We start from the raw sequence: 26,101 nt of genomic DNA on the forward strand, positions 1-26,101 counted from the left end.
TCCCGCATGCCATCCAGGCCGTATGGCATTCGCCAGGTGCAAAACGAAAAACAAACATCGTGCCGACGTGAACGCATGAACATCAGTAAAACGCCGACGCGCCGGTTCCGGCATGGGGCTTCAAATGGTGGGAACTTGCACAGGCAACATCGGTCAACCGGCATCCTGTCCGCGCGTTGAAGCGGATGACCACCATCGCTCCGAAGGCAGCAGATCGCGTGAGATTCACTTATCCCGATGAATCCGCCTCACGCGTCATCGCCGCGGCCACCGCTGCCGCCATCCTGCTGCTGATTGGCAAGCTGCTGCTGAGAGGGCCCATGTTGCCCACCGCGCACGACGATGATTCGCTGCGGGTGGTCTATCTGGAACGGCCGCGCTGGTCGCCCGTCACGCCTCCTCCGGCCGATGTTCGCCGATCGCCGGACACCGCCACGACGCCATCAGCGGACACGATCGCGTCGCCCCGCACGGCTGAGCCGGCGAGCGTGGTGCGGCCGGAAGCTAGGCGTACCGCACCACCCGCTCCCAAGGAAAACCGGGTCGTCGATCGCCTGTACGACCGCGACACGGGCCGGGCCAGGCTGCCGCCACAGGCACGCATCGATCCGATGGCGAAGAACGAGCCTCCGGCCAATCCACCGGGCCTGCCCAACGAACGCGAACTCAAGCGTGCGCGGGATCTGCTGTATCCGCCCAATCCCATCGAAACCGATCCCGACAGTCCGTTCGGTGGTACCTGGGCCAGCGACGGCACCCTCGGCCAGCAGGCCGCGCGCAAACTCGGCGATGGCCTGGCGGCGATCGGCAAGAAGATCTTCGGCGAAGAGCGGCAGACGGTACGGGCGCGGCCGCCGCCGGAGGTGGGTTTCAAACCGCAGGCCTACGAGCAGGCCTCGGACCTGGGACGCGCGGAAACCGGCAATGCCTACAAGGCGGCGCCCATCGCGCACGAGAAGGTGCCGGGCCTGTCGGGCGAAGCCAGCCGTCGCATCCGCACCGCATTGGAAGCGTTGCAGAAACGCGCCGCTTCGTGCGAGGCGGCGAAAGTGCAGAAACTGCTGGCTACCGCCCGTACCCACCTGACCGAACTGGAACAGGTCGAGTACGCACTGGCCCATGGTGCGGACCCGATCATGGCCCGGCAGATGCTGCCGCGCCGTGGCGACGCGGCCTACGACCAGGCGCGGCGCGCGCTGTGGTATGCGGAGAACCAGTTGGGTGCGTGCCTGAAGTAGTTCGGCGCCCCGGCGTTGCGGACAATCGTGGCGCCTGCGCGGTCAGGCTGGCATCGGCGCTCCGCGCCACCGTTCCCGGCGATGGCACATCCCCTGGCGATCAGGCGGAGGCATGCCCGGCAAGAAACCGGGTCATGTCGTCCAGTTCATCCTCGAGGGCGCGGCGGAAAGCCGGGTCTTTCGCCGGAGAACGATCGGCATAGCCGAAGCTTGGCTGCAAGCGGCCATCCTTCGCGGTGACGTTGGCCCAACCGACCATCTGATCGCGCCACAGCAGCGGCAGCGCGTAGTAACCGAAACGACGCTTGGCCGCCGGCGTATAGGCTTCGAACTTGTAGGTCCAGCCCCACAACAATTCGAAGCGGCGGCGATCCCAGGCAACCGGATCGAACGGGGCCAGCAGGCGCACCCGCTCGTCCGCCTGGAAACGCCGCGAGCGCGGATTCTCATCGGCCGGCCAATACCAGGTGGTGCCGTCGATGGTGCCGCTGGCCAGTTGCGCGCGCGCCTGCCGCAGCGCGATCTGGATCTGCGCGGCCAGATGCGGGGCGCCATAGCCCAGCAGCCGCGCCAGGTAGGTCAGGCTGGCCGAAGGCAAGGGCGCGTACTTGCGCACGACCAGATCGAGCAGGGCGGCGGCGCGCTGGACGCGCGCCGCCTCGCTGTCGTCGCCGACCGGATGCTCGGCGGCGGTGTAGATACGGGTGCCGCTGTCGCGACGCTGCACGCGCAGCATGCCGCGGTAATGCATGCCATCGAGCAGGTGGGTGCTGGCGTTGCTGGTGCCGCCCCAGTAGTTGGTCACCCGGCCATGCGCGAACGCCTGTTCGACTTCGCGTGGATGCACGGCGCCGCGTTCGCGCACGAACGCCAGCACATCGGCCGCCTTGCGGCGCGTCTGCGCGTCCCAGGGACGTGACGACACCCGGGGATGCATCAGCGCCAGATGCTCGCGCGGCAGGAATCCGTAGTTGACCAGGCAATCCTCCTCGACCGGCAGTCGCGTGTAGCGGCGCTCGAGATCGCCCGCGCGGTAGTCCTTCACCCGATGGCGCAGGGTCAGGTCCTGCGCCCGCGCGGGGGCGCGGATCGGATCGGCCTGCACGAAGCCCAGGCGGCGGATGGCGGTCAGCAGCGTGGTCGGCGTGAACAGCGTGCGCGCCACCGCATGGCGGCGCAGATCGTCGAGGGTGGGCGAGGGGGGCATGGTGTGGATTAGAACACGACGCCCGTCGCCTTCGGTCGCGACTCGCCGCACGGCATCGAGTGCTGGCGATGACGCGCCGCGTCAACGGCGCGCCATCCACCACGCGGTGTTCCGGTTCACCGCCGTGGCGGTCGTCTGCCGGAAGGCGATGCAGTAGGCTTCGACCCATGGCACGGCAGGCGTTGCATGGCCCGCTCGCATGGGCCGCCCCATTTCACAGGAGAGCATGATGGTGCGTACCGGGTTTCTGCTTGGGGTGTTGCTTGCCGCGATGCCGTTGCATGCCAACGAGCCCATCGCCACCGTCCGCGTGGCCTTCGATCGCGAAGGCATCACCGCCACCAATGCGCGCGGGTTGGCCGACATCGCCGCGAACCGCGCGGTGACGGCAGCGGATCCGGTGCGCATCGCCTCGATATCCAAGCTGGTCACCGCCATCGGAGTGATGCGGTTGGTCGAGGCCGGCCAACTGGATCTCGATGCCGACGTGTCGCGCTGGCTGGGATGGCAGCTGCGCAACCCGGCTTTCCCGGATACACCGATCACCCTGCGCCTGCTGCTCTCGCACCGCGCCGGCCTGACCGACGCGGCGGGCTACTACCAGGTGCCGTTGGGCGGCTTGTTGCAGGATGTATTGGCCGATCCGCGCGCCTGGGATCCGGTACACGCGCCGGGCACGTTTTTCCGCTACGCCAACCTGGATTTTCCGTTGGTCGCGTCGGTGATGGAAAAGGCCACGGGCGAGCGTTTCGACAGACTGATGCAGCGCCTGGTGCTGCTGCCGCTGGATATCGATGGATGCTTCAACTGGGCCAGTTGCGATGACGCGACCGCCGCACGCGCCGTGGTGCTGTATGACGAGGGCCGCCAGCCGGTACGTGACGACAATCGCGGGCACCGGCCGGAATGCCCGGTGGTCCCTGCCGCTGATGGCAGCTGCGATCTGGCGCGATGGCGGGCCGGCGACAACGGCGCCTTGTTCTCGCCGCAGGGAGGCCTGCGGATCTCGGCGAACGGGCTGGCGAAAATCGGCCGCCTGCTGCTGTCCGAAGGCGAGGTGGACGGGGTCCGCCTGTTGCGTCCGGAATCGGTGCGTACCCTGGTGGAACCGCAGTGGCGTTATTCACCCGGTACCGGCCTGACGTCGGAAGAGGACGAAAGCGGGCAGGGCGGACGCGGCTTCTTCTGTCGCTACGGATTGGCGGTGCAGACCTTGGCGACGCCGCGCGAGGGATGCCACGACGATCCGTTCGGCGATGGCATCGAACGCTTCGGCCATTCCGGCTCGGCCTATGGCCTGCTGTCCGGCCTCTGGGTCGATCCGGTGACCGGCACGGGCGTGGCCTACTTCGTCACCGGCGTTCCCGAAGCGCGCGCCGGTGGACGTTCGGCGTTCTCGGCCATAGAGGAACGCCTCGCAACCCCGTAGAGGGGAGCTCGCTCCGCTACCGGGGGCATCCGGTCTGGCACGAAACAGCAGCCGGGCAAGCCCGGCTCGACACCTCGTAGAGCGGAGCTCGCTCCGCTACCCGGGGCGTCCGGTCTAGCGCGCAACAGCAGCCGGGCAAGCCCGGCTCTACACCTCGTAGAGCGGAGCTTGCTCCGCTGCCCTGGACGTCCGGTCTAGCGCGACACAGCAGCCGGGTAAACCCGGGTCTACCATTGCGCGATCAATTCCTTGAAGGGACGCGCGAGGCGCACGCCGTTGGCGTCGAAATCGCGAACGCGGCGACCATCGACGGTGACCTGCTTCGGCGCGGAGCGGCCGGGCCAGTTGACCATGACGGGCATGTCGGCGCGCAGTCCCTCGCCCAGCGAAACACGCAACTGTCCGCCTTCGCGGCGCGCGCGCATCTTCAGCGTGCCATGGGCCGTGGGCAGGCCATCGACCGACAGGCCTTCGCCCGCGACCCACTCCGGAGGCGTACCCGGCAGCAGCGACAGGTGATCGTCGGCCTCGTACATCAGCATGCCGAAAATCGAACGCGCGTATTCCGAACCAATCCAGGTATGCGGCATGTCGCCCAGGTAGATCGCGTGGCGCAGATCCGAATAGACGACCTCCGCGATCACCTGCCACTCGGCGGGACGGCGATGGCGCACCAGATCCTGCAGCAGTTCGTTGGCTTCGGCCGGTTGTCCCAGGTGTACGTAGGTCAGCACGTTGCGCATTTCGTACGGCGTGTAGGCGTACAGCGCATCGGGCGTGCGCTTGCGCACGTCGGCCAGGTAGCGGGCGAAGGTACGCGCCAGCGCATCGGCCGGCATCAGGTCCTGCTGGCCGGTCGGATCCAGGCCGATCGAGACGCTGGTGGGATCGCTGTCACCCAGATCGGCGGAAGCCGGAATGTAGTCGATGCCTTTCCATTTCATCGTCGCCCGCATCGACGCCGACATCGAATCGCGCAGCGCGGCGTATTGTTCGCGCGCCCACACCGCCGTTTCCCGGTCGCCCCATTGCTCGGCCAGCCACGCCCCGTCGTGCCAGCCCTTCAGCGCCCAGTAGTCGTCCCAGTAGCTGTGGGTCGGCACCGGGTAGCCTTCGTGGCTGATCGAGGGCGCGATGATGCCGTGGAAACGTTCCGGCGCCTCGCGGTCGGCCAGATAACCGGGCACCATCGTGCGTTCGCGCAGTTCCTGCAGGAAGCGCAGCGCGCGCTTCACTTCGTCCTGGTAGTCGCGGACGCTGGCCGCGCCGCCGTCCAGCCGCGCGATTTCCGCGACCAGCCAGACGAACTGGCCCTGGCTGTCGTGCTCCAGGTCCGAGCCGAAGCCGGTGTTCACCGAACCGTCGTCGTTGAGGATCGGCGAGACCAGCCCGTTCGGATGCACCGCATGGCCCGCATACCACTGCAGGTAGTCGCGGGCGGTCCTGCCCATGCCCATGCGCAGCAGGATCGCCGCGGTGGCGGCGCCGTCGCGGATGAAGGAACGGTTGTAGTTGCGCGGGCCCGGCTGCATCGCGTGGCCGCTCTGGTTGATCAGCATGTAGGCGGCCTGCGCGCGCAGCATGTCCACCAGCGAGGCGTCCGGCAGGCTCAGGCCGATCCGGCCCAGGCGCGATTGCCATTGCTGCGCGAGGGTGTCGGCCAGCGTGTCGAAGGCGACGCCGGGATCGCCGCCGGCGGTCAACGCCGCCCGATCCAGCGTGGGCGCGTCGGGCCATTGCCGGGCCTGGGTGTCGAGGCGCGTGTTGCCCAGCGCGAACGCGATGACCACGTCGCGGTGCTCGCCGGGCCGCAGCTTCACCGGATATTGCAGGATCGCCGCGGCCAGGCCATCCGGGTCCTCCACGCTGCGCTGCGCGGGCACATCGCCCTGCGCCGCGTGGCGGGTGATCTCGCCTTCACCGTGCGCGCCGAATGCGGATACGCCCCCACCCGAGGGCGGCGTCAGCGACTGGAACAGCCGTCGCCCGTTCACCCGCACCGCATCGTCTTCCACCGCGATGGCATGCAAGGGAGACAAGCCACCGTTCTGCCATGGCGGACTGATCTGCATCGGCCGCGTCAGCAGCGAGAGTTGCCCGTCCACCGGCTGATCACCGGTGTTGCGCAGGCGATACCGGACCAGGGTGACCGGCGCGCCGTCCTGTTCGATCGCGATGGCCTCGCTGCGCAGCGACAGCCCCGGCTGCGGCGACCATTCCACCGCCGGCATCGGCATCCAGCCCTCGCGCAGGCTGTGGCGCAAATCCGCGTTGAACGCCGCCGCGGCGCGACCGCCGCGATCGCGCCAGACCGGCTGCACCAGCGGCGCGCCCTTGAACGCTTCCAGGTTGCCGTACTCGTCGAACACCGATTTCTGCAGGCCGGCCGGAATGCCAACCGTGGTCCAGTACACCTGCTGCTGTTTCAGCGACGACGGGAACAACTCGCCATGACGGCGCGTGGCGGCGATCTCGTAGCGCCGCATCGGTGTCATCAGCCGCTTGGGGCCGAGCAACTGCAGGCGATCCACGATCGCGCCGTCGCCGCCTTCGGTCACCAGCCGCAGCGCGGTGGCCTCGTGGACCTCCGGCGCGGCGAGAAAGGAAGAAGTGCCTTCGACATTCGGATCCTCGGCCAACCGCGTCCAGCGCCCGTCCGCGCCGCGCGCCTCCAGCCGCGCGCGGCCGGGCGGGGTTTTCCAGGTGACTTCCAGGCCTGCCAGCGCCAGCGGGCGCGGCAGTTCGATTTCCAGCGGCCGGCGCTTGTCCAGCACGCGCGCCGCGCCGCCGATCCACAGCGCGTCGGTATCGCCATCGCCCACGACGCCCCGCAGGCGTGGCGCGTGCGCGACCGGCTCGAACTCGCCCACCGACACGCCCCAGTCGGCCGTGCGATCCGGCGCGGCCAGCCGCAGGTAGCGCGCCTGCACCGCCGGGAACATCACGTACTCGATGCCGCCCTTGCCGCCGGTCACCCGCACCGCGTCCTGCCATTGCTGGCCATCGTTGGAGTAGCGGATCAGGTAGTGGGTGGCGAAGCCGCCTTCCCACCGGATGAGGACGCCGCCCACCGGCGTGGTGCGGCCCAGATCCACCTGGTACCAGTGGCCGGCCGAGAACGGCCCGCCCCAGTAGGTCTTGGGATTGCCGTCGACGCCCATCGCCGGGGCCATGGCCGGATTGGTCGTGGAGGAGCTGCTGGCCTTCCATTCGGCGCGCGGCGGCAGGGGCTGCTGGGCCTGCGCCAGCGGAAACCCGAGCAGGGCGGTCAGGGCCAGTCCGTGGCGAAGGGTGAGGCGGGTGCGGCGGACAACGGTGGAACCGGACATCGCGAGCCCTCGAGCGTGGCGGGGAGGCCGCGGGACCCCGCGGATGCCCGGATACTAGTGATGTAAACGTTTACATGCGAGTTGCGGTGCGGCATCGCCCGGTCGCTGGCGCCGCTGGCCGTTCCCCGCGGGCCGCCGCGTTGTTCCGATCGAAGCACCGGCCTGCGGGCGGTTCCTTCCCCGTCCGCACCAGGTGCGCCATCGCCACGACAGAGGCAGGTGCGCCATGAACGATTCGGACTTCATCCGCGCCATGCGGGCCACCCTGGGGCCGCTGGCGTTCCTTTCGCTGCAGCATCCCGCGCGCCACGCGGTTCCAACGGCCCCGACCAATGAGGAACGCATGCGCGCCTATCGCAACACCCTGCCGGTCCTGCCGGGCAACAATTACGGCTGGCGGTTCCGACAGGCGCGATAGCGTGGGTGCGGCAGCCTGAAACGCCCGCTCGCGCGGCGACCGGGCGGACGGGCGGACGGGCGACCGCGGATGGGCGCGGTCGCCGGGCGGCCTTGACCTCAAGCGGGCTTGAGGGCGCACAGTGGCATTCCCCCCGATCCCCGCCATGCCCATGATCCCGACCCTGCAGCACGCCTATCCCTACCTGCAACGGCTCGGTCATGCCGCCGCGCCGCCGCCCACGCTGGAGACCTTGCGCGAATTGCAGCAGCGGCACACCGCCGAGTTTCCCTTCGAGACGCTTTCGACCCTGCTGCGCCTGCCGGTGCCGCTGGACCTGCCGGCACTGGAACGCAAACTGCTGTTCGAAGGTCGCGGCGGCTACTGTTTCGAGCTCAACCGCCTGTTCCTGGCCCTGCTGCAACGGCTCGGCTTCGAGGCGCGCGGACTGACCGGGCGGGTGCTGATGGACGGCGCGGCCGACATCGTTCCCGCGCGCACCCACATGCTGGTGCTGGTGGAAATCGATGGCGAGTCGTGGATCACCGATGTCGGCTTCGGCGGCATGGTGCCCACCGCGCCGCTGCAACTGGAAAGCACCGAGGCGCAGTCCACGCCGCACGAGGTCTATCGGCTGGAATCCGGCGAAGGCCAGTACACCCTGCGCGCGCGGGTGGCCGGGGAGTGGCGGCCGCTGTACGCATTCGACCTGCAGCGACAGGCCGACATCGATTTCGTGGTGGGCAACTGGTACGTGTCCACCCATCCGGATTCGACCTTCCGCGATCAACTGCGGGTGGCGCGCACCGGCCCGGGCTGGCGCAAGACCCTCAAGGGGGGCAGCTTCGCGATCCGCCGGATGGGCGCCGCCAGCGAGCGCCATGCACTGGCCGGTGCGGACGCGGTGATCCAGGTGCTGCATCGCGAGTTCGGCCTGCGCGTGCCCGCGCATCCCGATCTGCATTCGAAGATCGAACGGCTGCTGGCACCGGCGGTGGCCACGGCATGAACACCGGCCGCCGGCACAGGCGGCGATGACCCGGCACGGGATAAGCTCGGCGCCATCCTTCTTTCCGGGCGGTGCCGATGCGCGCGATCCAACTGTGCTGTGCCATGTTCGTCCTGTTGTCCTGCGCGTTGTCCTGCACGGCACGCACCGCCGAACCGGCGGCCATGCGGGAGTCCGCCACGGCGACCGCCCCGGATCGCCGCATCGCCGTCACCATCGATGACCTGCCCTGGCAGCGCCTGGGCGAAAGGCCGGTGGCGGATTTGCCGGAATGGCATGCGCGATTGATGGCGCAACTGCGCAAGGCGGACGTGCCGGTCGTGGGTTTCGTCAACGAGGGCAAGCTGGAAGTGGGTGGCGTGGTGCAGCCCGAACGCCTGCGGATGCTGCGCGACTGGCGCGACGCCGGCCATGAACTGGGCAACCACACCTTCGATCACGTGGATCTGCACGAAGTCGGTTTGCCCGCGTTCGAGGAGAACATCCTCAAGGGCGAACGCGTGCTGCGCCCGCTGCTGGCCGAACAGGGCAAGGCGCCGCGCTGGTTCCGCCATCCCTACCTGCGCGCGGGCCGCACGCCGGCCGACCGCGCCGCGTTGACGGCGTTCCTTGGCACGCATGGTTATCGCGTCGCCCCGGTCACGGTCGACAACGGCGAATGGGTCTGGGCCTTTGCCTACGCCAACGTGGTGGCGCGAGCCGCCAGCACCGATCGCGACGCCACGCTCGACCGTCTGCGCAAGGGCTACGTGCCCTACATGCTCAACAAGCTCGACTACTACGAACAGCAGTCACAGGCATTGCTGGGCTATGCATTGCCACAGGTCTGGTTGATGCATGCCAACGAACTCAACGCGGTCGCGTTCGCCGAATTGATCGACGGCGCCCGTCGTCGCGGCTACACCTTCGTGACGCTGGAACAAGCCCTGCGCGATCCCGCCTACCGGCGCGGCGAGGAAGGCTATGACGGACGTTTCGGCCCGAGTTGGCTGCACCGCTGGGCGATGGCCGAAAAGAAACCGAAGACCTTCTATGCCGGCGAGCCCGAGGTGCCCAAGTGGGTGATGGATCTGGCGGGCGTGGACGGCGAATAGGCACGCCTTCGACCGGAATTCGCGCGGAGCCACGGCCGCCCCTGTACGGCCGTGCTCCGATCAGGCTGGCCCCCTGTCATCCGGCCTCCGCCGGACATCACGCCCCGTTCCCCAACGGGATCGCACCAGCCCTTGCTCCTCCCTGCGTCCCGCACCTCTCCATCCCCACGCCTGGAAATACGCAGGCTTCGTGCCATTGCAGGAAATTCCGCCTTTTCAACGACATGCGACAAGCGGCGGTCAGCAGCGGAGGTGACGCCGACGCCGCGTCACGTCAGTTGTTGACCCGGCCCGACCGTGGACGGAAAGCGTGCCAACTGCGACGATGCGCCCCGGGGAGGCGCATGCACGGGGCATGCGGGGGACTGCCAGGGATTGGAATCGGAATGCGCAAGCGGACTTGGGGTGGGTTGTTGTTGTGCCTGGTGCCGATGGCGGCGTGGGCGCAGGGGAGCGATGCGGGCACCAACGTGGATCTGGCGCCGTATCTGCGGCCGGATCAGTTCGAACGGATCAAGATCTCCCCCAGCGGGGACTACTACGCGGTCACCGTGCCGCTCGAGGATCGCACCGTGCTGGCGATCATCCGGCGCATGGATCGCGCGGTCACCGCCAAGATTGGTGGCGATCGCGATTCGGTGGTGGATGATTTCTGGTGGGCCAACAACGAACGCGTGGTCGTATCGATGGCCGAAAGGCTGGGCTCGCGCGACCAGCCGTCGGTGCTTGGCCAACTGCATGCGGTGAATGCCGACGGCAGCGGCGCGCGCCTGCTGGCCAGTCCGTTCGGTACCGGCGAGATCGGCAGCCGTACGGACACGCCCGGCCCGCCGCGCGCGGTCTTTCTCACCGACACCCTGCCGGATGACGAGCGCAACGTGCTGGTTGCCGCGATGCCGCTGACAACCGATCCCTACATCTCGATCGACCGGCTCGACATCTACACGCGACGGCGAATCACCGTGGCGACCGCGCCGGTGCGGCGGGCGGATTTCACCACCGACCGCGCGGGCGTGGTCCGCTTCGCGCACGGCGCCGACGTGGACAACGCCAGCCGGCTCTACTATCGCGACGGGGACCGGGCCGAATGGCGCCTGATCAACGACGAGAACGAGACCGGGCATCGCGAGTTCCCGCTCGGATTCTCGGCCGACGGCGGCACCGCCTATCTGCAGGTGGAGCAGAAGAACGGCCCGGACGCGGTTGTCGCCTGGAATCCGGCCGACGGCACATATACCGAGCTGTTGCGCGACCGCGTCGTGGACCCCTTCCGCACGCTCTATGACGTCGATGGACGAACCCCGATTGGCGTGTCCTATGTGCATGAGGGCGTCCGCAACGCCTTCTTCGACGAAAAGGGCAAGACCGCGCGGTTCTACCGCGCGCTGGAACGCGCGTTCCCGGGGCATGGCGTCCACATGACCTCGATCACCGCGGATGGCCGGCTGGCGCTGCTGTTCGTGTGGAGTGACCGCAACCACGGCGACTACTTCCTGTTCGACACCGTCGAGAAGAAGGCGGACCGGGTGTTCTCCACCCGCGAATGGTTTGATCCCGCGGTGGTCCTGCCCACCCGCCTGGTGCAGATGAAGGCGCGGGACGGCCTGCCGTTGCATGGCTACCTCACCCTGCCGCGCAACGCCGCGGCGCAGGCGCCGATGGTGCTGCTTCCGCATGGTGGCCCGTTCGGCATCTTCGACGAATGGGGATTCGACAGCGAGGCACAGATGCTCGCCGAGGCCGGTTACGCGGTCCTGCGGGTCAACTATCGCGGTTCCGGCAACTACGGACGCGCGCACGTGCAGGCCGGTGCGCGCGAGTGGGGTGGCCGGATGCAGGACGACCTCACCGACGCCACCCGTTGGGCCATCGAACAGCGCATCGCCGATCCCGCGCGCATCTGCATCTACGGCGGCAGCTATGGCGGCTACGCGGCGTTGATGGGCGCGGCCCGGGAACCGGACCTGTACCGCTGCGCGGCCGGTTACGTCGGCGTGTACGACCTGCGCCTGATGCACAGGCGCCAATCCAACCGCAGCCGTTCGGGCAAGACCTGGGCGGGCGAGTGGATGGGGCCGCCCGAAGGCCTGGCCGAGCGTTCGCCCACCACCCTGGCCGCGCGCATCAAGGCACCGGTGTTCCTCGCCGCCGGCGGGCGCGACGAGCGCGCGCCGCTCGCGCATTCCGAGCGCATGGAAAAAGCGTTGAAGCAGGCCGGCGTGCCGGTGGAAACCCTGTACTACAAGACCGAAGGCCACGGTTTCTATACCGAAGAGCACCGGCGTGAGTACTACACGCGCCTGCTGGCCTTCCTCTCGCGCCACCTGGGCGGCAAGACCGCGCGCTGAGTTATCCGCGCCGGTCGCGGCCCACCCAGCCGGCTGCCAGCACCAGCCACAGGCCGATCAGCGCGATGACGGCCTTCTGGCTGGCGCCCCTCGGCAGATCGCGGACCAGCACATGTGTCCACAGCGCGAGGAAACACAGCACCGCCAGCCAGAACGCGGGCGCGAAGCGGTGCCGGAAGCCCGGATCGGCACGCCAGCGCCAGGCCTGCAACAGCATCGCCACGGTGACGCACAGGAACGCGGTCTGCGCCGCGAGTCCGTGCACCAGGCCCTGCAAGGTCAATGGACGTCCGGGAAAAGGCGTTTGCGCCAACGCCGTGATCGCCAGCGCGACGCCGGCCACCACGAACAGCAGCAGCGGCGCCGCGCTGCGGGCCTGCGCCGCGCCGCTGCGATACGCCGACACGCCCAGTCCGATCAATCCCGATGCCAGCAACAGGTATGCGGCCTGCAGCAGCGGACCGTGTGGACCGACCAGATAGAAACTCAGCGGCGTGCGTTGCCAGTCCAGATCCGTACGCAGGAATTGCAGCAGCGATGCCATCGCCAGGAACACGAGGCACGCCACCTGTGTCGCGGTGGCGAGCCGGCGCGGCCAGGTGGGTGCGGTGACAGGGAGGGCGGCGTCGTGGACGGGGTCGGAAGACATGGACCGTGATGTTAGCGGTCCCGGCGGACGAGGGCGTCGGCGCATGCAAGAATGTGACCATCGCCACGACCGCCGCGCCACGATGGCTGCCGCGCTGTTCGACAGGAGCCCGTACCGGCATGACGCGCAAAACCTGGTTGGGTCTGGTCATCGGCCTGACTGCCCTGGCCCTGGCGGCCACGTTCTTCTTCGATCCCTTCGCACCCGCGGTGAAGCCGCGCGTCGGACCTGCACCGACGCCGCTGGGCTGGGCCGCGCAGCTCGAATTGATTGCCGGTGACGGCATCCGGGGTGATCGCGACGGCCCGCCGGCCGCCGCGCGCTTCGCCGATCCCTACGGAATCGCGATGGCGGGCGACGGCACCGTCTACGTGGCCGATGGCGGCGACAACAACCGCATCCGCCGGATCGGCCGCGACGGGCAGGTGGCGACCCTGGCCGGTTCGGGGGAGGGATTCCGCGATGGCGCGGGCACCGCGGCGGCGTTCCACACGCCGTCCGGACTGGCGCTGGATCGCGCCGGCAATCTGTATGTCGCCGACACCGGCAACCACGCCATCCGCCGGATCACGCCGCAGGGCATCGTCAGCACGCTGGCCGGCGACGGCACCGCCGGCCATCGCGACGGCGCGGCCGAGCAGGCGAGGTTCGACGGACCGACCGGCGTGGCGGTGGATGCGCGGGGACGGGTGTACGTCGCCGACACCTACAACGACCGCATCCGGGTGATCTCGCCGGACGGCCAGGTCACCACGCTGGCCGGTGGCGGGTATCCCGGCTTCGTCGACGGCATGGGAGCGGCGGCGCGTTTCGACACGCCCACCGCGCTGGCGATCGATCGGCAGGGGGTGTTGTGGGTGGCCGATCTGCGCAACAACGCAATCCGCCATGTCACCGCCGATGGCGCGGTCGGCACCGCCAGGACCTGGTGGCCGGATGGATCCACCGGCATCGGCCGTCCGCTGGCGCTGGCGATCACCCGCGACGGCGTGTTGTATGTGTCGGAAATGAGCGGCGGCCGCATCCTCCAGATCGCCACCGACGGCCATATCCGCGTGATCACCGGGCTGGCGCAGCAGGAGCGTCTCTCGCGCCCGGCTGGTCTGGCGCTGGATGGGCGCGGCGTGCTGCACGCCACCGATGCCACCGGTTACCGTGTGCACCGCATCGCGCCGCGTACCGCCACGCCGCCGCCCCCGGTCGCCGGTCCCGCTCCGCACGCGCCGCTGCCGGACACGCAGGGACGCTGGCCGCTGCATCCGCAGGACGGCTGGCACGAAGTGGTCGGCACGCTGGGCGAAGTGCGCGGCAATTTCCGCAAGGAAAACCGCGACCACCTGCACAGCGGGCTGGACATCCGCGGCGACATCGGCCAGCCGGTGCTGGCGATCGCCGACGGCAAGGTCAGCAGCCCCTATGCCGCGTGGGGATATGGCGGGCAGGGCGAAGGGATGGGGCTGGACGTGCTGGCCTACATCCACATGCGGGTGGGCCGGAGCGCGCGCGGGGAGGTGACCGATCCGCGCTTCCAGTTGCTGATGGACGAAGCCGGCCAGCCCGAACGCATCCGGGTCCGGCGCGGCACCCGCTTCCACGCCGGCGACGTGCTGGGCACCATCAATCCGATGGCGCACGTGCACCTGAGCGTCGGCGCCAGCGGTTACGAGCGCAACGCGATCGCACTGGGTTTCACCGGTTATGCCGATCACCAGCCACCGCGCATCGACGGCATCCACCTGCTCGATACCCTGGGCCAGCCGCTGGAGGAGAAGGAAGGCGGCCGGCTGATCGTGCCGCGCGAACTGTCCGGCGTGCAGATCGTGGCCGAAGCCTGGGATCAGGTCGATCGCAACCTGCCGCGCCGCCGGCTGGGGCTGTACGCGCTGGGCTACCAGCTGCTGGACGCCGAAGGCAGGCCCCTGCCCGGCCACGAGGCGCCGCGAATGAACATCGAGTTCAACCGCATGCCGCCGGATCCGGACGCGGTGATGCTCGCCTACGGGCCGGGCAGCGGCATCACCGTGCACGGCAGCGCCATCACCCGCTTCCAGTACGTGGTGACCAACCGGATCCGCGATGGCGTGGTGGAAGCCGGAGCGTGGCAACCCACGGAACTGCCCGCCGGCGAGTACCTGATCCGGATCACCGCGCTGGACTACAGCGGCAACGCCGCCGCCGCCAACCGCGATCTGCGGATCCTGCTGCGCTAGACCGATGTCTGCGCACAGCCGGCTCGTGCGCGCATAGAATGCCCGACCATGCCCAAGACGCCCCGCACCAACATCGTCGCGCTCCCGGTGTCCACCGCCAGCGCCCACCGGCTCGGCTACATCGGCCGGGTGCCGACCGCCAAGGCCCGCGACGCCGATTCCTGGTTCACCCCGCCGGAGTACCTGGACTCGGTGCGCGCGGTGATGGGTGGCATCGATCTGGACCCCTTCACCTCGGAAACCGCCAACGAGATCGTCGGCGCGCGCCGGATTCTCACCGCCGAGCGTTCCGCGTTCGACGAGGACTGGAACGTCGGCCGGCGTGGACGGGTGTTCATGAACCCGCCCTACTCGGCGGGCCTGTGCGCGCGCGCGGTCAATCGTTTCGTCGATCAGCTGGAAGCCGGCCAGTTCGGCGAGGGCGTGGTGCTGGTCAACAACGCCACCGACACCCGTTGGTTCAACGTGCTGGTCGCGCGCTGCACCCGCATCTGCTTCACCCACCACCGCATCAGTTTCTGGAACGCGGACCGCAAGCACATCTCCGGCAATACACGCGGGCAGGCGTTCTTCTATTTCGGCCGCAACGCGGACAAGTTCGCCCGCATCTTCAGCAAGCACGGCTTCGTGGTGCACCCGGTGGCTGAAACCGGACCGGCCTGAATTCCTTTCCCGTCCGTCAGGCGGCGGGCGCGCCGGCTGGCCGCATCGCGTCGCTCAGGGACGCGCGGCCACGGTCGCCTGGTTGTCCCCGCCATCGCCCGAGATTTCCAGCAGGCGCAGTGGCTGGCCGTCGTGGCGATACTCCAGCCCCGCCTGCACGGCATCGATGGCACGGACCTGCGCGCACAGGCCGTCCGCGCGCGCCTCGATGGCCTTCGTGCGCACTTCCAGCATCTGCTCCAGCTCCCGATCCATCTTGTCCGCGCGCGCTTCCAACTGCCCGGCGCGGCCGGTGAAAACGCTCCACAATGCGCTGCGCCCGATCATCGAGGCCATCGATTCGGCCGCGTTCTCGATGTTCTCCTCGAACTTCTCGTCGAAGACTTCCTGATCCCAGCGACCGCGACCCAGGGTGCGATCGACATGGGCGATCGCCTCGCTGCGGAAATCGTCCACCTTGCGCGCCTTGCGCTTGCTGCCGGTCATCGCCTCGACCACGCCGGACAGCGCATCGAAGGTCACCTCGACCGAATCGCGGGCCAGCCCGGCCACTTCCGGCATCAGCCGGTAGGCCTGGTATTCCAGCTGGCGCAGGCGCTGCGCGTCGGCATCGCTGATCGTGCGCACCTTGCGGTCCACGCTCAGTTCGCCGTCGTGGAAGAACACCTCGCGCGGCGAACCCTCGTCGCGATACAGCCACACGCCGCCGGTATCGACCAGCACGTTGTACGGCGTGCTGATGCCGCATTGGCGGGAATCGACCTTGGGCCGCACCGGCTCCCCGGCGTGGCCCGCCAGCGGCAGCAGCGCGAGGACGGACAGGATGAGCGGCAACGGGCGCATGGCGGTATCCGGGTGGAACGATGGCGCAAGCTTCGCGGATGCGCGCCGGCGCGACCCGTGGGAAAAGTCATGGCGACCACCGTCACCCCGTCCTCCATGTGAAGCGGAGCCAGCCCCGGCCACGCCTTCCCCGGTGAGGAACGCGGGAAACTCCGCCCGCGCCGCCGCTTGATGGGAGCGCGTATGCTGGCGCGATGGAAACCTATATCGCCCTGCTGCGCGCCGTGAATGTCGGTGGTACCGGCAAACTGCCGATGGCCGAACTGCGCGCCATGTGCGAGGACGCCGGTTTCCGCGACGTGCGCACCTACATCGCCAGCGGCAACGTGGTGTTCCGCAGCGCCAAGCGGGCCGCGGGGGTGAAGGCCGCACTGGAGGAACGCCTGGCCGCCTACGCCGGCAAGCCGGTCGGCGTGGTGCTGCGCCAGCATGCGGAACTCGTGCGCGCGCTGGAGGCGCAGCCGTTCACCACGGCGGCGCCCAACCGGGTGGTGGTGATTTTCCTGGACGAACCGCCGCCGGCCGATACCCTGGCCACGCTGCGGCATCGGCGCGACGAACAGGTGGCATTGGGTGAACGCGAGATCTACGTGCACTACGGCGACGGCATGGCCGACTCCCGCCTGGTCATTCCCGCCGCGCGGGCCGGTACCGCGCGCAACCTCAACACGGTCGCCAGGCTGATCGGGATGGCGGCGGAGTAGGGCCTCGTCGTTGGCCGAACCGATGGGCGGCCGGCGGCGCGGATCAGTCGACCGGCTTGAGCAGTTCCCGGATGTCCACCGACAGCGCGTTCGCCAGCCGTTCCAGGCCGTCGATGGAGATGTTGGTGACGCAACGCTCCAACTGTGACACGTAGGTGCGATGGAATTCGCCGAGTTCAGCCAGTTCTTCCTGGCTCAGATTGCGCGCCTTGCGCAGTTTCTTCAGGTTCACGGAAATGCGTTCGCGCGCGGTAGTCGCGGAGCGCGGCGGGGACGACGGCTTGGCCATGTCTCAGACTCACCCGCTACCGTTTGACAATCTACAGAGCATTCATCTACCGTGTTTGAATCTCGTTTTTCGTCGACGGGAAAACCGCTGAACGGCCACGGGATCGCATCGACTGAACGCACAAGGAGGTTGCCCGTGCATCCGTATTCAAGAAGTGAAACCGCTCACCAGGAAGGCGTCGACGCGATGCCCGAGGAGAGCATCGCGTCCAACGAAAACTCACTGTCGCAATTGCTGCACCTGTTGCAGGGGGCGCACGAACCGGTCCTGGCCGACGTCGGCATCACTCGCTTCCCGCCGGCGCGGCTGGAGGCCCTGCACGGCAATGCCTCCCGCGAGGCCGAGACCTGTCTGGATCGGGCGCAGCTCATGCTCCACCTGATGGAAGGCGCGCTGGAAGGCGAGCACCCGCCCGAGCCGGCGCTGCTGCAGCGGCTGGCCCAGCAGATCGGCCGGACCCTGGCCGATCATCGCCGCTGGCGTGATCTGGCCGACAACGCGGCCTATTACCGCGACCATCCCGGCGTGAAAGCGCGGATCAGCGCGCAGCTGTAACCGCGCGGCGGCGGGACTCAGCCCAGGCCGACCCGCTGCCGTTCCAGCCCCATGTCGTGCACCGGCCGCACTTCGATGCAGCCGAAGCGCGACCACGGAAACTCATGGGCGATCCGCACCGCCTCGTCCAGGTTGTCGGCTTCGATCAGGTTGAAGCCGGCCAGCACTTCCTTGGTCTCCGCGAACGGACCGTCGGTGATCGCCGGCTGGCCGTTGCGGACCCGCAGCGAGCGCGCGGTCCGTGCCGGTTCCAGCTGCTGGCTGGCGATCAGCGTGCCGGCCTGCTTCAGCTCGTCGGCGTGGCTCAGGCAGCCGCGCATCAGTTGGTCGTATTCGCCCGGGGGCAGGGTTTCCAGCAGGGCGTCATCGGTATAGACCAGCAACAGGTACTGCATGTCTTGCTCCAGTGAGGGGACGGGGCCGCCGCCAGAGCGCGCATGATGCCGCATCCGGACGGGGCGGGCATCCTCCGACCCAGGCGTCGCAGCGGCCGAGACCGGCGCTGCCCGGAATCGCCCGCCGCGGAAAACTTTTTTTCAGGGGGCTGTCGATCCCCGCCCTTCACGCCCGTCGTACCCAGTAAGCAGCGATGCTCCGGCCTCCGGACGCCGCCCTTCCCATTCCCTCCGAAGGAGTACGACATGAAAGTGATTGTGTTCGTGAAAGCCGACGCCGATACCGAAGGCGGCGTGATGCCCACCCAGCAACAGCTGGAAGAAATGGGCCGTTTCAACGAGGAACTCGTCAACGCCGGGGTCATGCTGGCCGGCGAGGGACTGCGCCCGACCTCGCATGCCGCGCGCGTGCGCTTCGATGGCAAGCAGCGCACCGTCATCGACGGTCCGTTTGCCGAAACCAAGGAATTGGTTGCCGGCTTCTGGATCTGGCAGGTGCGTTCGCTGGAAGAAGCCATCGAGTGGCTCAAGCGCGCGCCCTTCGACGGCGGCGCCGAGGTCGAAATCCGTCCGATCTTCGAACTCGACGACTTCGGCGAAGCGCTCACGCCGGAACTGCGCGAACAGGAAGAACGCCTGGCCGCGCGCATCGCCGGCGAGAAGTAACGCGTATCCGCTCCATCCGCATCCTCCCGCAACATCCCTGACAAGAGAAGGAATCCTCCCATGCGTCTCAAGCACTATCTCAGTTTCGATGGCGATTGCCGCCAGGCCCTGACCTGGTATGCCGGATTGCTGGGCGGCCAGGTGGCCGCGATGCAGAGCTTCGGCGAAACCCCCGGTTGCGGTGATCTTCCCGCCGCGCTCAAGGAGCGGATCCTGCATGGCCGCGTCGACGTCGGCGCTTTCAGCCTGATGGGTACCGACGCCACGCCCGATCATCCCTACCAGGGCGTCACCGGTGCCTACGTGGTGATCGATCTGGATGATCCGGAAAAGGCCGAATCGCTGTACGCCGCGCTGTCCGAAGGCGCGCAGGTGGTCGAGATGCCGCTGCAGCAGACGTTCTGGGCGCGGCGCTATGGCAGCCTCGCCGATCGGCATGGCGTGCGCTGGATGATCAACTGCACCTGAGCCCCTGCAATTTCCTCCCGAAATCCATACGCCATACAACCAGGAAAATTCCGATGCCCACGCAAATCTTCGTCAACATCGCCGTATCCGACATGGCCCGCTCGAAAGCGTTCTACGAGGGCCTCGGCTACCACTTCAACCCGCAGTTCACCAACGAGCAGGGCGCCTGCCTGGTCATCAGCGACACCATCTACGTGATGCTGCTGACCCGGGAATTCTTCCAGGGCTTCACCGACAAGGCCCTGAGCGATCCGGGCACGCATGCCCAGGCCATCCTGTGCCTGTCCGCGGACGACCGCGCCGGTGTGGACAAGCTGGCCGACGCGGCCATCGCGTCGGGTGGTCGCCAGCCGCGCGAGCCGCAGGATCATGGCTTCATGTACCAGCGCTGCTTCGAGGATCCGGACGGCCACCTGTGGGAAGTCGTCTACATGGACATGGCCGCGATGCAGGAGCAGGAACAGGAAACGGAGCAGGCGTCATGAAACTGGTGGTGACCGCCTTCCTGAGCCTGGACGGTGTGGTGCAGGCGCCGGGCGGTCCGGACGAGGACCGCAGCGGCGGTTTCCGGCATGGCGGCTGGGCCGCGCCCTATTTCGACGAGGCCATGCTCACCCTGATCAACGGCGGCATGGCGAATCTCGATGCCCTGCTGCTGGGCCGGCGCACTTACGAGATGTTCGCCGCCCACTGGCCGCATGTCGGCGACGAGGACCCGGTGGCCGCGCGCTTCAACCGCATCCCCAAATACGTCGCCACGCGCACGCTGGACACGTTGGCATGGCAAGGCAGCGAGCGGCTGGAAGCCGACGTGACGGCGGATATCCGCCGGCTGAAGCGGCAGCGTGGCGCCGAACTGCAGGTGCACGGCAGCGGTGGGCTGGTGCAGACGCTGCTGCGCGAGGATCTGATCGACGAACTGCAGCTGTGGTGGTTCCCGGTGGTGCTGGGCGAGGGCAAGCGGCTGTTCGCCGACGGCGCGGTGCCGGCATCGCTGCGTCTGCAATCGCACCAGGCCTTCGATACCGGCGTGATCCGCCAGTGCTATCGCATGGAGGGCCGGCCGGAGTATGGCTACTTCGGCCTGGAGCAACCCTCGGCGGAAGAGCTCGAGCGCCAGCGGAAGATTGCCGCCGGCGAGGACTGAGCGAGGAACATTCCGGACCGGCACATCCCAGGAGCAACTCATGTCGCGGCTGCGTTTCCGTATTTCGATCTCGCTGGACGGCCATGTCGCCGGTCCGCGACAGAGCGTGCAGAACCCGCTGGGCATCGGCGGCGAACGCCTGCATCACTGGGCAACCGCGCTGGCGTCATGGCGCCGGGCGCACGGCATGGAAGGTGGCGACGTCAACGCCAGCACCACGGTCATGGAGGAATCGATGGCCGGCATCGGCGCCACGATCATGGGGCGCAACATGTTCGGCGGACATCCGGGTGGATGGAACGAGCGCACGCCCTGGAATGGCTGGTGGGGAGATGACCCGCCCTTCCACCATCCGGTATTCGTGCTGACCCGCCATCCGCGGCCACCGCTGGCGCTGGGCGACACGCGCTTCCACTTCGTCACCGAGGGCATCCATGCCGCCCTTGAACAGGCGCGTCGCGCCGCCGACGGCCGCGATGTCGCCCTGGCCGGAGGTGCGCAGGCGGCACGCCAGTACCTGTCGGCGGGCTTGGTCGATGAAATGGAGCTGCATCTGGTGCCGGTGCTGTTGGGCGGCGGCGAACGCCTGTTCGAACGGATCGGCGACGATCTGCACGGCCTGGCGCTGGTGCGCACGCTGGCCACGCCGACGGTCGTGCACCTGAAGTTCGAACGCCCGGACGGCGCGCGGTCCGGTGCGCTGAGCGGAGGGCGGACGCGATGAAGTATCTGTGCCTGGGCTACTTCGATCCGGAACGGATGGACGCCTGCCCGCGCGAACAGGTCGAACAGGCGATGCGGCAATGCGAGCCGCATCTGGAGGAGCTGTATGGCAGCGGGCAGGTCATCCTGGACGCCGGGCTGGGTCGGGAAATCCACAGCCTGCGCCGGGTCGGGGACGCGGTGCGGGTGGCCGAGGGACCGTTCGCGCCGGGCGAGGCACGCGTCGGCAGCGCGTTCCTCATCGAGGCCGACGACATCGACCATGCCGTGCGCATCGCGATGCTGCACCCCACCACGCGGCTGGACGAGGGCGAGGCCTGGGGATGGGGCATCGAGATCCGGCCGCTGCATTACTTCGAACTGGACGGCTGCTAGCAAAAACGGCCGACGCGGCCGACAGGGCGGCTTCCGGACGGCCGCGCCCAGGGAAGGCGAACCGCCCGCGGACCTGGACAAAAAGGGGTGTGCCAATGAGGCGTCCGCCATTCAGCTTGCACGGTGCGCCGGGCGGTGGTCAGATCGCCGGCCATGGCCCCCCACGATCTGCACCGCACCCTCGACGCGCTCTGGCGAATGGAATCCCCGCGCCTGATCGCCCGCCTGACCCGCATGCTGGGCGACGTCGGCCTGGCCGAGGAGATGGCACAGGACGTGTTGGTGTCCGCGCTGGAACGCTGGCCGGCGTCGGGCGTGCCCGACAATCCCGCCGCCTGGCTGATGACCGCGGCCAAGCATCGCGCCATCGATCGCCTGCGCCAGCACCAACTGCACGCGCGCAAGCACGACGAACTGGCTTACGAGCTGGATGGGCAGGACATGCCGGGCCCTGACGACAGCGACCGGCTGGAAGACGACATCGGCGACGATCTGCTGCGCCTGGTGTTCATCGCCTGTCACCCGGTGCTCTCCACCGAGGCGCGGACGGCACTGACCTTGCGCCTGCTGGGCGGCCTGTCCACCGATGAAATCGCGCGCGCATTCCTGCAGGCGGAGCCGACCATCGCCCAGCGCATCGTGCGCGCCAAGCGCACCCTGGCGCAGAAGCAGGTGCCGTTCGAGGTGCCGCGCCGGAGCGAACTGGCCGAGCGCCTGGATTCGGTGCTGGAAGTCGTCTACCTGATCTTCAACGAAGGCTACTCCGCCACCGCCGGCGATGACTGGATGCGCCCGGCGCTGTGCGAGGAGGCCCTGCGCCAGGGTCGCGTGCTGGCCGGACTGGTGCCGAACGAACCGGAAGTGCACGGCCTGCTCGCCCTGATGGAACTGCAGGCCTCGCGGGCCCGCGCGCGCACCGCGCCCGACGGCACGCCGATTCTATTGCTGGAACAGGATCGCGCGCGCTGGGATCGCCTGCAGATCCAGCGCGGCCTGCAGGCGCTGGAGCGCTCGGTGAAACTGGGTGGCGCGCAGCTGCCCTATACCCTCCAGGCCTCGATCGCCGCCTGCCACGCCCGCGCCGTGCGCGCCGATCAGACCGATTGGCCCCGCATTGCCGCCCTCTACGCGCAGCTGGCGGCGGTGATGCCGTCGCCGGTGGTGGAACTCAATCGCGCCGTGGCCCTGAGCCGCGCCGAGGGCGCGGCCGCGGCCTTGCTGCTGGTGGATGCACTGGGCGAGGAACCGCTGCTGCGCGAATACCCGCAGCTGCCCGCGGTCCGCGGTGACCTGCTCGAACAACTGGGTCGCCGCGGCGAAGCACGCGAAGCCTTCGAACGTGCCGCCGCCCTGACCCGCAACGCCCGCGAACGCGACCTGATGCTGGCGCGTGCGGCGGCGTGCCTGGATGCATGAAAAAACCTCTCCCGCGAACGGGAGAGGTTGAGGGCACTTCATCTTGGTGGTGGATCAGAACCGCTGCTGGTACTTCATGTAGATGAACCTGCCGATGTCGAAGTCGCCGTAGTACGGGAAGTCGCTGCTGCGGGCATTCGAGTTGGAGAACAGCAACGGTCCGCGGTGGTTGAACATGTTGTCCGCACCCAGAGAAACCGTCGCTTCCCACGGCAGGTTTACGCGCGCCTGGATGTCGTGGAACGTGTTGGCGCCAACGCGGCGGGCGGCACTTTTCTCGCCGTCGGCATAGCGGCCGGGATCGGTGCACGGCCGGTTGGGGACACAACTTTCCCGCATGCCGGAGTAATAGCGCGCGGTCCACGAAATGCCGAACTCGTTCTTCTGCCAATCGACACCCAGGTTGGAACGAAGCCGGAAGATGCCGGGGATGCCAACCGAACCGCTCATGATGTCGACTCCGTGGCGGTTCTGCTTCTGCTCGTCGTACTTGCTGACGTAGGAAGACTGCCAGTCGATGCTGAACTGTCCTGCGGCAAACTCGGGAAGCCGGTACTTGACGCCCAGGTCGTAGCCTTCCGTCTCCATGCGGCCCAGGTTGATGAGTCCGTACGTCATTCCGGTGATATGGCCGTCGCTCGGATCGCGCTGAACGGAGGAGCAGCGGGATGCATTTCCGAGGACATAGCAATCCCGAAGAATGCGATCAACGCTGTCGGAGATGATCATGTCCTTGAGCGAGTAGTTGTACCAGTCCAGCGAGATATCCAGGCCTTGCACCCAGCGCGGACTCCACACTACACCAACGGTCTTGCTGCGGGAGGTTTCCGGGCGCAGCTGCGCGTTCGGCATCCGGATGAACTGGTCCGGCGTCTGGCAGGGGTAGCTGGTGCAGGGAATCAGGCCCTGTCCCAACTGGACATAGCCCACGGGGACCCCGGCGGCATTGCAGGCGGCGTTGCCATTCACGCTGTCGGTGGCCTTGGTGCCGCAGGGATCGGTGTAGCGCTCGAAGCTGGTGGAGAAACCGCCATAAAGATTGCTGATGGAGGGAGCCCGGAAGCCTTCGGCGAACGTGCCGCGAACCAAGAGCTCGTCCAATGGACGCCACGTGAACCCGTACTTGGCGTTGGTGGTGTCGCCAAAATTGCTGTAGTCGGAGTAACGCCCCGCGGCGTTGAACGTCAGCTCCTTGGCGCCCGGCAGGTCCGCAAAGATCGGAACATTCAGCTCCAGATAGACCTCATCCAGTTTGTAGGAACCTTCCGTGGTGGATCCACCCAGGCCTGTGCTCTCACCCGACTGGGAGAACGCATCGGGGGCGAAGCGCCCTTCTTCCTTGCGATGTTCCACGCCGATCGCCAGGCCCACCTCGCCCGCAGGCAGGTCGAACAGGCCGCCCGCGAGGTTGGCGGTATAGCTGGTGGTGCGGGTCAGGCCGGTGTCGGTGTAGTGCGGCAGCAGGAAACGTTGCAGGTCCGCGTTGGCCAGCGATCCTTGGCCATCCACGCCGTGAGGGAGGAGGGGATTCCAGGGACGGCAGGCGGTCAACGGGATGGGGTTGTTGGCAGAGCCGCATTGCGCGACGCCATCACCGTTGATGAATGACGGACCGAGCGCCTGCCGGGTAGCGATCAGGCTGGCGTCGCCATGCCCCGTCTTGGTCAGCGTGTTGCGGTTCCAGAGCGCGCCGATGTCCCAGTTCCATTGGCGGCCACCCATTTCGAAATTACCGTCGAGGCTGCCCGCGAAGCGGTAGGTCTCCAGTTCGCTCCTGGTCGTGCGGGGGACTTCCCAGAGGCGGCGGCGGAAGGTGACGTCCTGGCCGGGCGTCGGATTGAACGCGCTGTCGCGGCTAAGGGGGGTTCCGAAAGCGGCGGACTGATAGGGATAGCCGGCGATCTGTTGATCGGTGGTCCGATGGTTGTAGAGCGCGTCCACGTTGAAGGTCACGCGGTCGTTGATGTCGTAGTACGCGCTGGCGAACACCGAACGGCGTTCGACGCCCGTCTGGAGGTACATCTGCTGGTTGGCGTTTGCGTTGTCCGAAGCGGTGTGCAACCGATAGTCGGCACGATTCGTCGGATCGCCGCCATCCTTCAACGTCCACCACTTTGCGGCAGCCGCAGGCGAGCACGGATCGCAGAACGAGCCGTTCTGGCTGATCGGACTCCAGCCATCACCCTTGTAGTCCGGGCCGGCGCTCCCCCATTTGCTGAACCAGCGATCTCCCGCCGATACGGGCTTCTGCTGATGGTATTCCACCGAGAGGGTGGTTCCACTGCGTTCGCCCTGGGTGCCGAGGCTGAAGGAATACTGATTGGTTCGGCTATCGCCGGCGCTATCCTGACCCCAATAGGCATTCACTTCCAGACCTTCAGTCTGTTTGCGCGTGATGACATTGACCACGCCCGCAATGGCATCGGATCCGTAGATCGCTGAAGCGCCATCCTTGAGCACATCGATACGCTCGATGGCCGCCATCGGAATCTGGCTGAGATCCTGAGACCCTCCCGTGGTGGCGCCAAGCCGCTTTCCATTGATCAGAACCAGCGTGCGGGTGTTTCCAAGATGACGGATGTCGATATAGCTTCCACCGACGGCTTCACCCGCAGAAAGCGCGTTGGCGCGCGATATCGATGGGGAACCCGCGGAGGTAAGGTTCTGCAGGACGTCGGCGACAGACGTGAAGCCCTGCTTCTCGATATCCTGGCGACTGAGTGTCAGCACAGGTTGCCGCGTTTCCATTTGCACGCCACGGATACGCGATCCGGTCACCTCGACCTTGTCGAGTGTCGAGACCTGGTCGGACGATTGCGCGAAGGCGGCGGGGGACAGGGCCAGCAGCACGGACGCCTGCAGAACGCCGAGCCGCAGGGCCGACGTGGACTTCTTGTACTTCATTTCGAATGCTCTCCTGGGAACGCTAAATAAGGCTAAAAAAACG

The 26,101-nt window shown here is 67.8% G+C and carries 24 protein-coding genes; 17 read left to right on the forward strand and 7 right to left on the reverse strand.

From position 1 onward, the window contains the following. Positions 1–218: 218 nt before the first annotated feature. Entirely contained in the window at positions 219–1,238 is a 1,020-nt protein-coding gene (locus tag IB228_RS14865; RefSeq protein ID WP_192199047.1) for a hypothetical protein, read from the forward strand. Between the two features lie 100 nt (positions 1,239–1,338). Here IB228_RS14865 and IB228_RS14870 read toward each other — a convergent pair whose 3' ends face one another. Continuing rightward, positions 1,339–2,445 carry a crosslink repair DNA glycosylase YcaQ family protein gene (locus tag IB228_RS14870; protein WP_192199048.1) on the reverse strand — a complete coding sequence of 369 codons (1,107 nt, stop codon included), beginning with the start codon at positions 2,443–2,445 and terminating at the stop codon, positions 1,339–1,341. Positions 2,446–2,677: 232 nt separating this feature from the next. On the opposite strand from IB228_RS14870, the gene IB228_RS14875 reads away from it, so the two are divergent. Then, complete coding sequence (locus IB228_RS14875; RefSeq protein WP_343227090.1) at positions 2,678–3,874, forward strand: serine hydrolase domain-containing protein; 1,197 nt, start codon at positions 2,678–2,680, stop codon at positions 3,872–3,874. Positions 3,875–4,101: 227 nt separating this feature from the next. On the opposite strand, the gene IB228_RS14880 is transcribed toward IB228_RS14875, so the two are convergent. Further along, entirely contained in the window at positions 4,102–7,203 is a 3,102-nt protein-coding gene (locus tag IB228_RS14880; protein WP_192199049.1) for a discoidin domain-containing protein, read from the reverse strand. A 226-nt stretch (positions 7,204–7,429) separates the two neighbouring features. On the opposite strand from IB228_RS14880, the gene IB228_RS14885 reads away from it, so the two are divergent. The 4 genes from IB228_RS14885 to IB228_RS14900 all read left to right on the forward strand — a co-directional run bounded on the left by IB228_RS14885 (position 7,430) and on the right by IB228_RS14900 (position 12,051). After that, a complete protein-coding gene (locus IB228_RS14885) occupies positions 7,430–7,621 on the forward strand; it encodes a hypothetical protein (RefSeq protein ID WP_183640605.1) in 192 nt (63 codons plus the stop codon). 145 nt (positions 7,622–7,766) lie between these two features. Beyond that, positions 7,767–8,609, forward strand: coding sequence for an arylamine N-acetyltransferase (locus IB228_RS14890; protein ID WP_225562478.1), 843 nt, complete (start codon positions 7,767–7,769; stop codon positions 8,607–8,609). Between the two features lie 164 nt (positions 8,610–8,773). Continuing rightward, positions 8,774–9,703, forward strand: coding sequence for a polysaccharide deacetylase family protein (locus IB228_RS14895; protein WP_192199218.1), 930 nt, complete (start codon positions 8,774–8,776; stop codon positions 9,701–9,703). 431 nt (positions 9,704–10,134) lie between these two features. Next, complete coding sequence (locus tag IB228_RS14900) at positions 10,135–12,051, forward strand: S9 family peptidase (RefSeq protein ID WP_192199219.1); 1,917 nt, start codon at positions 10,135–10,137, stop codon at positions 12,049–12,051. Position 12,052: 1 nt separating this feature from the next. Here IB228_RS14900 and IB228_RS14905 read toward each other — a convergent pair whose 3' ends face one another. Next, complete coding sequence (locus tag IB228_RS14905; RefSeq protein WP_183640608.1) at positions 12,053–12,700, reverse strand: DUF998 domain-containing protein; 648 nt, start codon at positions 12,698–12,700, stop codon at positions 12,053–12,055. A 119-nt stretch (positions 12,701–12,819) separates the two neighbouring features. On the opposite strand from IB228_RS14905, the gene IB228_RS14910 reads away from it, so the two are divergent. Both IB228_RS14910 and IB228_RS14915 read left to right on the forward strand, forming a co-directional pair. Further along, positions 12,820–14,910 carry a gluconolaconase gene (locus IB228_RS14910; protein WP_192199050.1) on the forward strand — a complete coding sequence of 697 codons (2,091 nt, stop codon included), beginning with the start codon at positions 12,820–12,822 and terminating at the stop codon, positions 14,908–14,910. 48 nt (positions 14,911–14,958) lie between these two features. After that, entirely contained in the window at positions 14,959–15,573 is a 615-nt protein-coding gene (locus tag IB228_RS14915; RefSeq protein WP_183640613.1) for a DNA N-6-adenine-methyltransferase, read from the forward strand. Between the two features lie 54 nt (positions 15,574–15,627). Here IB228_RS14915 and IB228_RS14920 read toward each other — a convergent pair whose 3' ends face one another. After that, positions 15,628–16,416: a DUF2884 family protein gene (locus IB228_RS14920; protein WP_192199051.1), complete on the reverse strand. Its 789-nt coding sequence runs from the start codon at positions 16,414–16,416 to the stop codon at positions 15,628–15,630. A 194-nt stretch (positions 16,417–16,610) separates the two neighbouring features. On the opposite strand from IB228_RS14920, the gene IB228_RS14925 reads away from it, so the two are divergent. Then, positions 16,611–17,120 carry a DUF1697 domain-containing protein gene (locus IB228_RS14925; protein ID WP_192199052.1) on the forward strand — a complete coding sequence of 170 codons (510 nt, stop codon included), beginning with the start codon at positions 16,611–16,613 and terminating at the stop codon, positions 17,118–17,120. Positions 17,121–17,163: 43 nt separating this feature from the next. Here IB228_RS14925 and IB228_RS14930 read toward each other — a convergent pair whose 3' ends face one another. After that, positions 17,164–17,409: a helix-turn-helix transcriptional regulator gene (locus IB228_RS14930; RefSeq protein ID WP_183640622.1), complete on the reverse strand. Its 246-nt coding sequence runs from the start codon at positions 17,407–17,409 to the stop codon at positions 17,164–17,166. Between the two features lie 135 nt (positions 17,410–17,544). Here IB228_RS14930 and IB228_RS14935 point away from each other — a divergent pair, with 135 nt between their 5' ends. Continuing rightward, positions 17,545–17,964, forward strand: coding sequence for a hypothetical protein (locus IB228_RS14935; RefSeq protein ID WP_192199053.1), 420 nt, complete (start codon positions 17,545–17,547; stop codon positions 17,962–17,964). A 17-nt stretch (positions 17,965–17,981) separates the two neighbouring features. Here the strand turns inward: IB228_RS14935 and IB228_RS14940 are convergent, their stop codons facing one another. Then, on the reverse strand, positions 17,982–18,359 hold the full coding sequence (locus tag IB228_RS14940; RefSeq protein WP_183640627.1) for a YciI family protein: 378 nt from the start codon (positions 18,357–18,359) through the stop codon (positions 17,982–17,984). 246 nt (positions 18,360–18,605) lie between these two features. Between IB228_RS14940 and IB228_RS14945 the strand changes: the two genes are divergently transcribed. From IB228_RS14945 to IB228_RS14975, 7 genes are all read left to right on the forward strand, one after another. Continuing rightward, positions 18,606–19,025 carry a YciI family protein gene (locus IB228_RS14945; protein ID WP_192199054.1) on the forward strand — a complete coding sequence of 140 codons (420 nt, stop codon included), beginning with the start codon at positions 18,606–18,608 and terminating at the stop codon, positions 19,023–19,025. A gap of 60 nt (positions 19,026–19,085) precedes the next feature. Next, the gene (locus tag IB228_RS14950; protein ID WP_183640632.1) at positions 19,086–19,493 is read left to right on the forward strand and encodes a VOC family protein; all 408 of its coding nucleotides are present in this window, start codon (positions 19,086–19,088) and stop codon (positions 19,491–19,493) included. Positions 19,494–19,546: 53 nt separating this feature from the next. Continuing rightward, the gene (locus IB228_RS14955; protein WP_192199055.1) at positions 19,547–19,978 is read left to right on the forward strand and encodes a VOC family protein; all 432 of its coding nucleotides are present in this window, start codon (positions 19,547–19,549) and stop codon (positions 19,976–19,978) included. After that, complete coding sequence (locus tag IB228_RS14960; protein WP_192199056.1) at positions 19,975–20,640, forward strand: dihydrofolate reductase family protein; 666 nt, start codon at positions 19,975–19,977, stop codon at positions 20,638–20,640. Before IB228_RS14955 ends, IB228_RS14960 begins: the two co-directional genes overlap by 4 nt. Positions 20,641–20,680: 40 nt before the next feature. After that, positions 20,681–21,364, forward strand: coding sequence for a dihydrofolate reductase family protein (locus tag IB228_RS14965; protein ID WP_192199057.1), 684 nt, complete (start codon positions 20,681–20,683; stop codon positions 21,362–21,364). Continuing rightward, a complete protein-coding gene (locus IB228_RS14970) occupies positions 21,361–21,738 on the forward strand; it encodes a YciI family protein (protein ID WP_183640644.1) in 378 nt (125 codons plus the stop codon). Before IB228_RS14965 ends, IB228_RS14970 begins: the two co-directional genes overlap by 4 nt. 153 nt (positions 21,739–21,891) lie before the next feature. Then, positions 21,892–23,154 (forward strand): RNA polymerase sigma factor, encoded by a 1,263-nt coding sequence (locus tag IB228_RS14975; RefSeq protein WP_192199058.1) that lies wholly within the window; start codon positions 21,892–21,894, stop codon positions 23,152–23,154. A gap of 54 nt (positions 23,155–23,208) precedes the next feature. Here the strand turns inward: IB228_RS14975 and IB228_RS14980 are convergent, their stop codons facing one another. Continuing rightward, positions 23,209–26,058 (reverse strand): TonB-dependent receptor, encoded by a 2,850-nt coding sequence (locus IB228_RS14980; protein WP_192199059.1) that lies wholly within the window; start codon positions 26,056–26,058, stop codon positions 23,209–23,211. Positions 26,059–26,101: the final 43 nt, after the last annotated feature.

This window comes from Pseudoxanthomonas sp. PXM04, from assembly GCF_014851695.1.
Lineage (GTDB): Bacteria > Pseudomonadota > Gammaproteobacteria > Xanthomonadales > Xanthomonadaceae > Pseudoxanthomonas_A > Pseudoxanthomonas_A beigongshangi.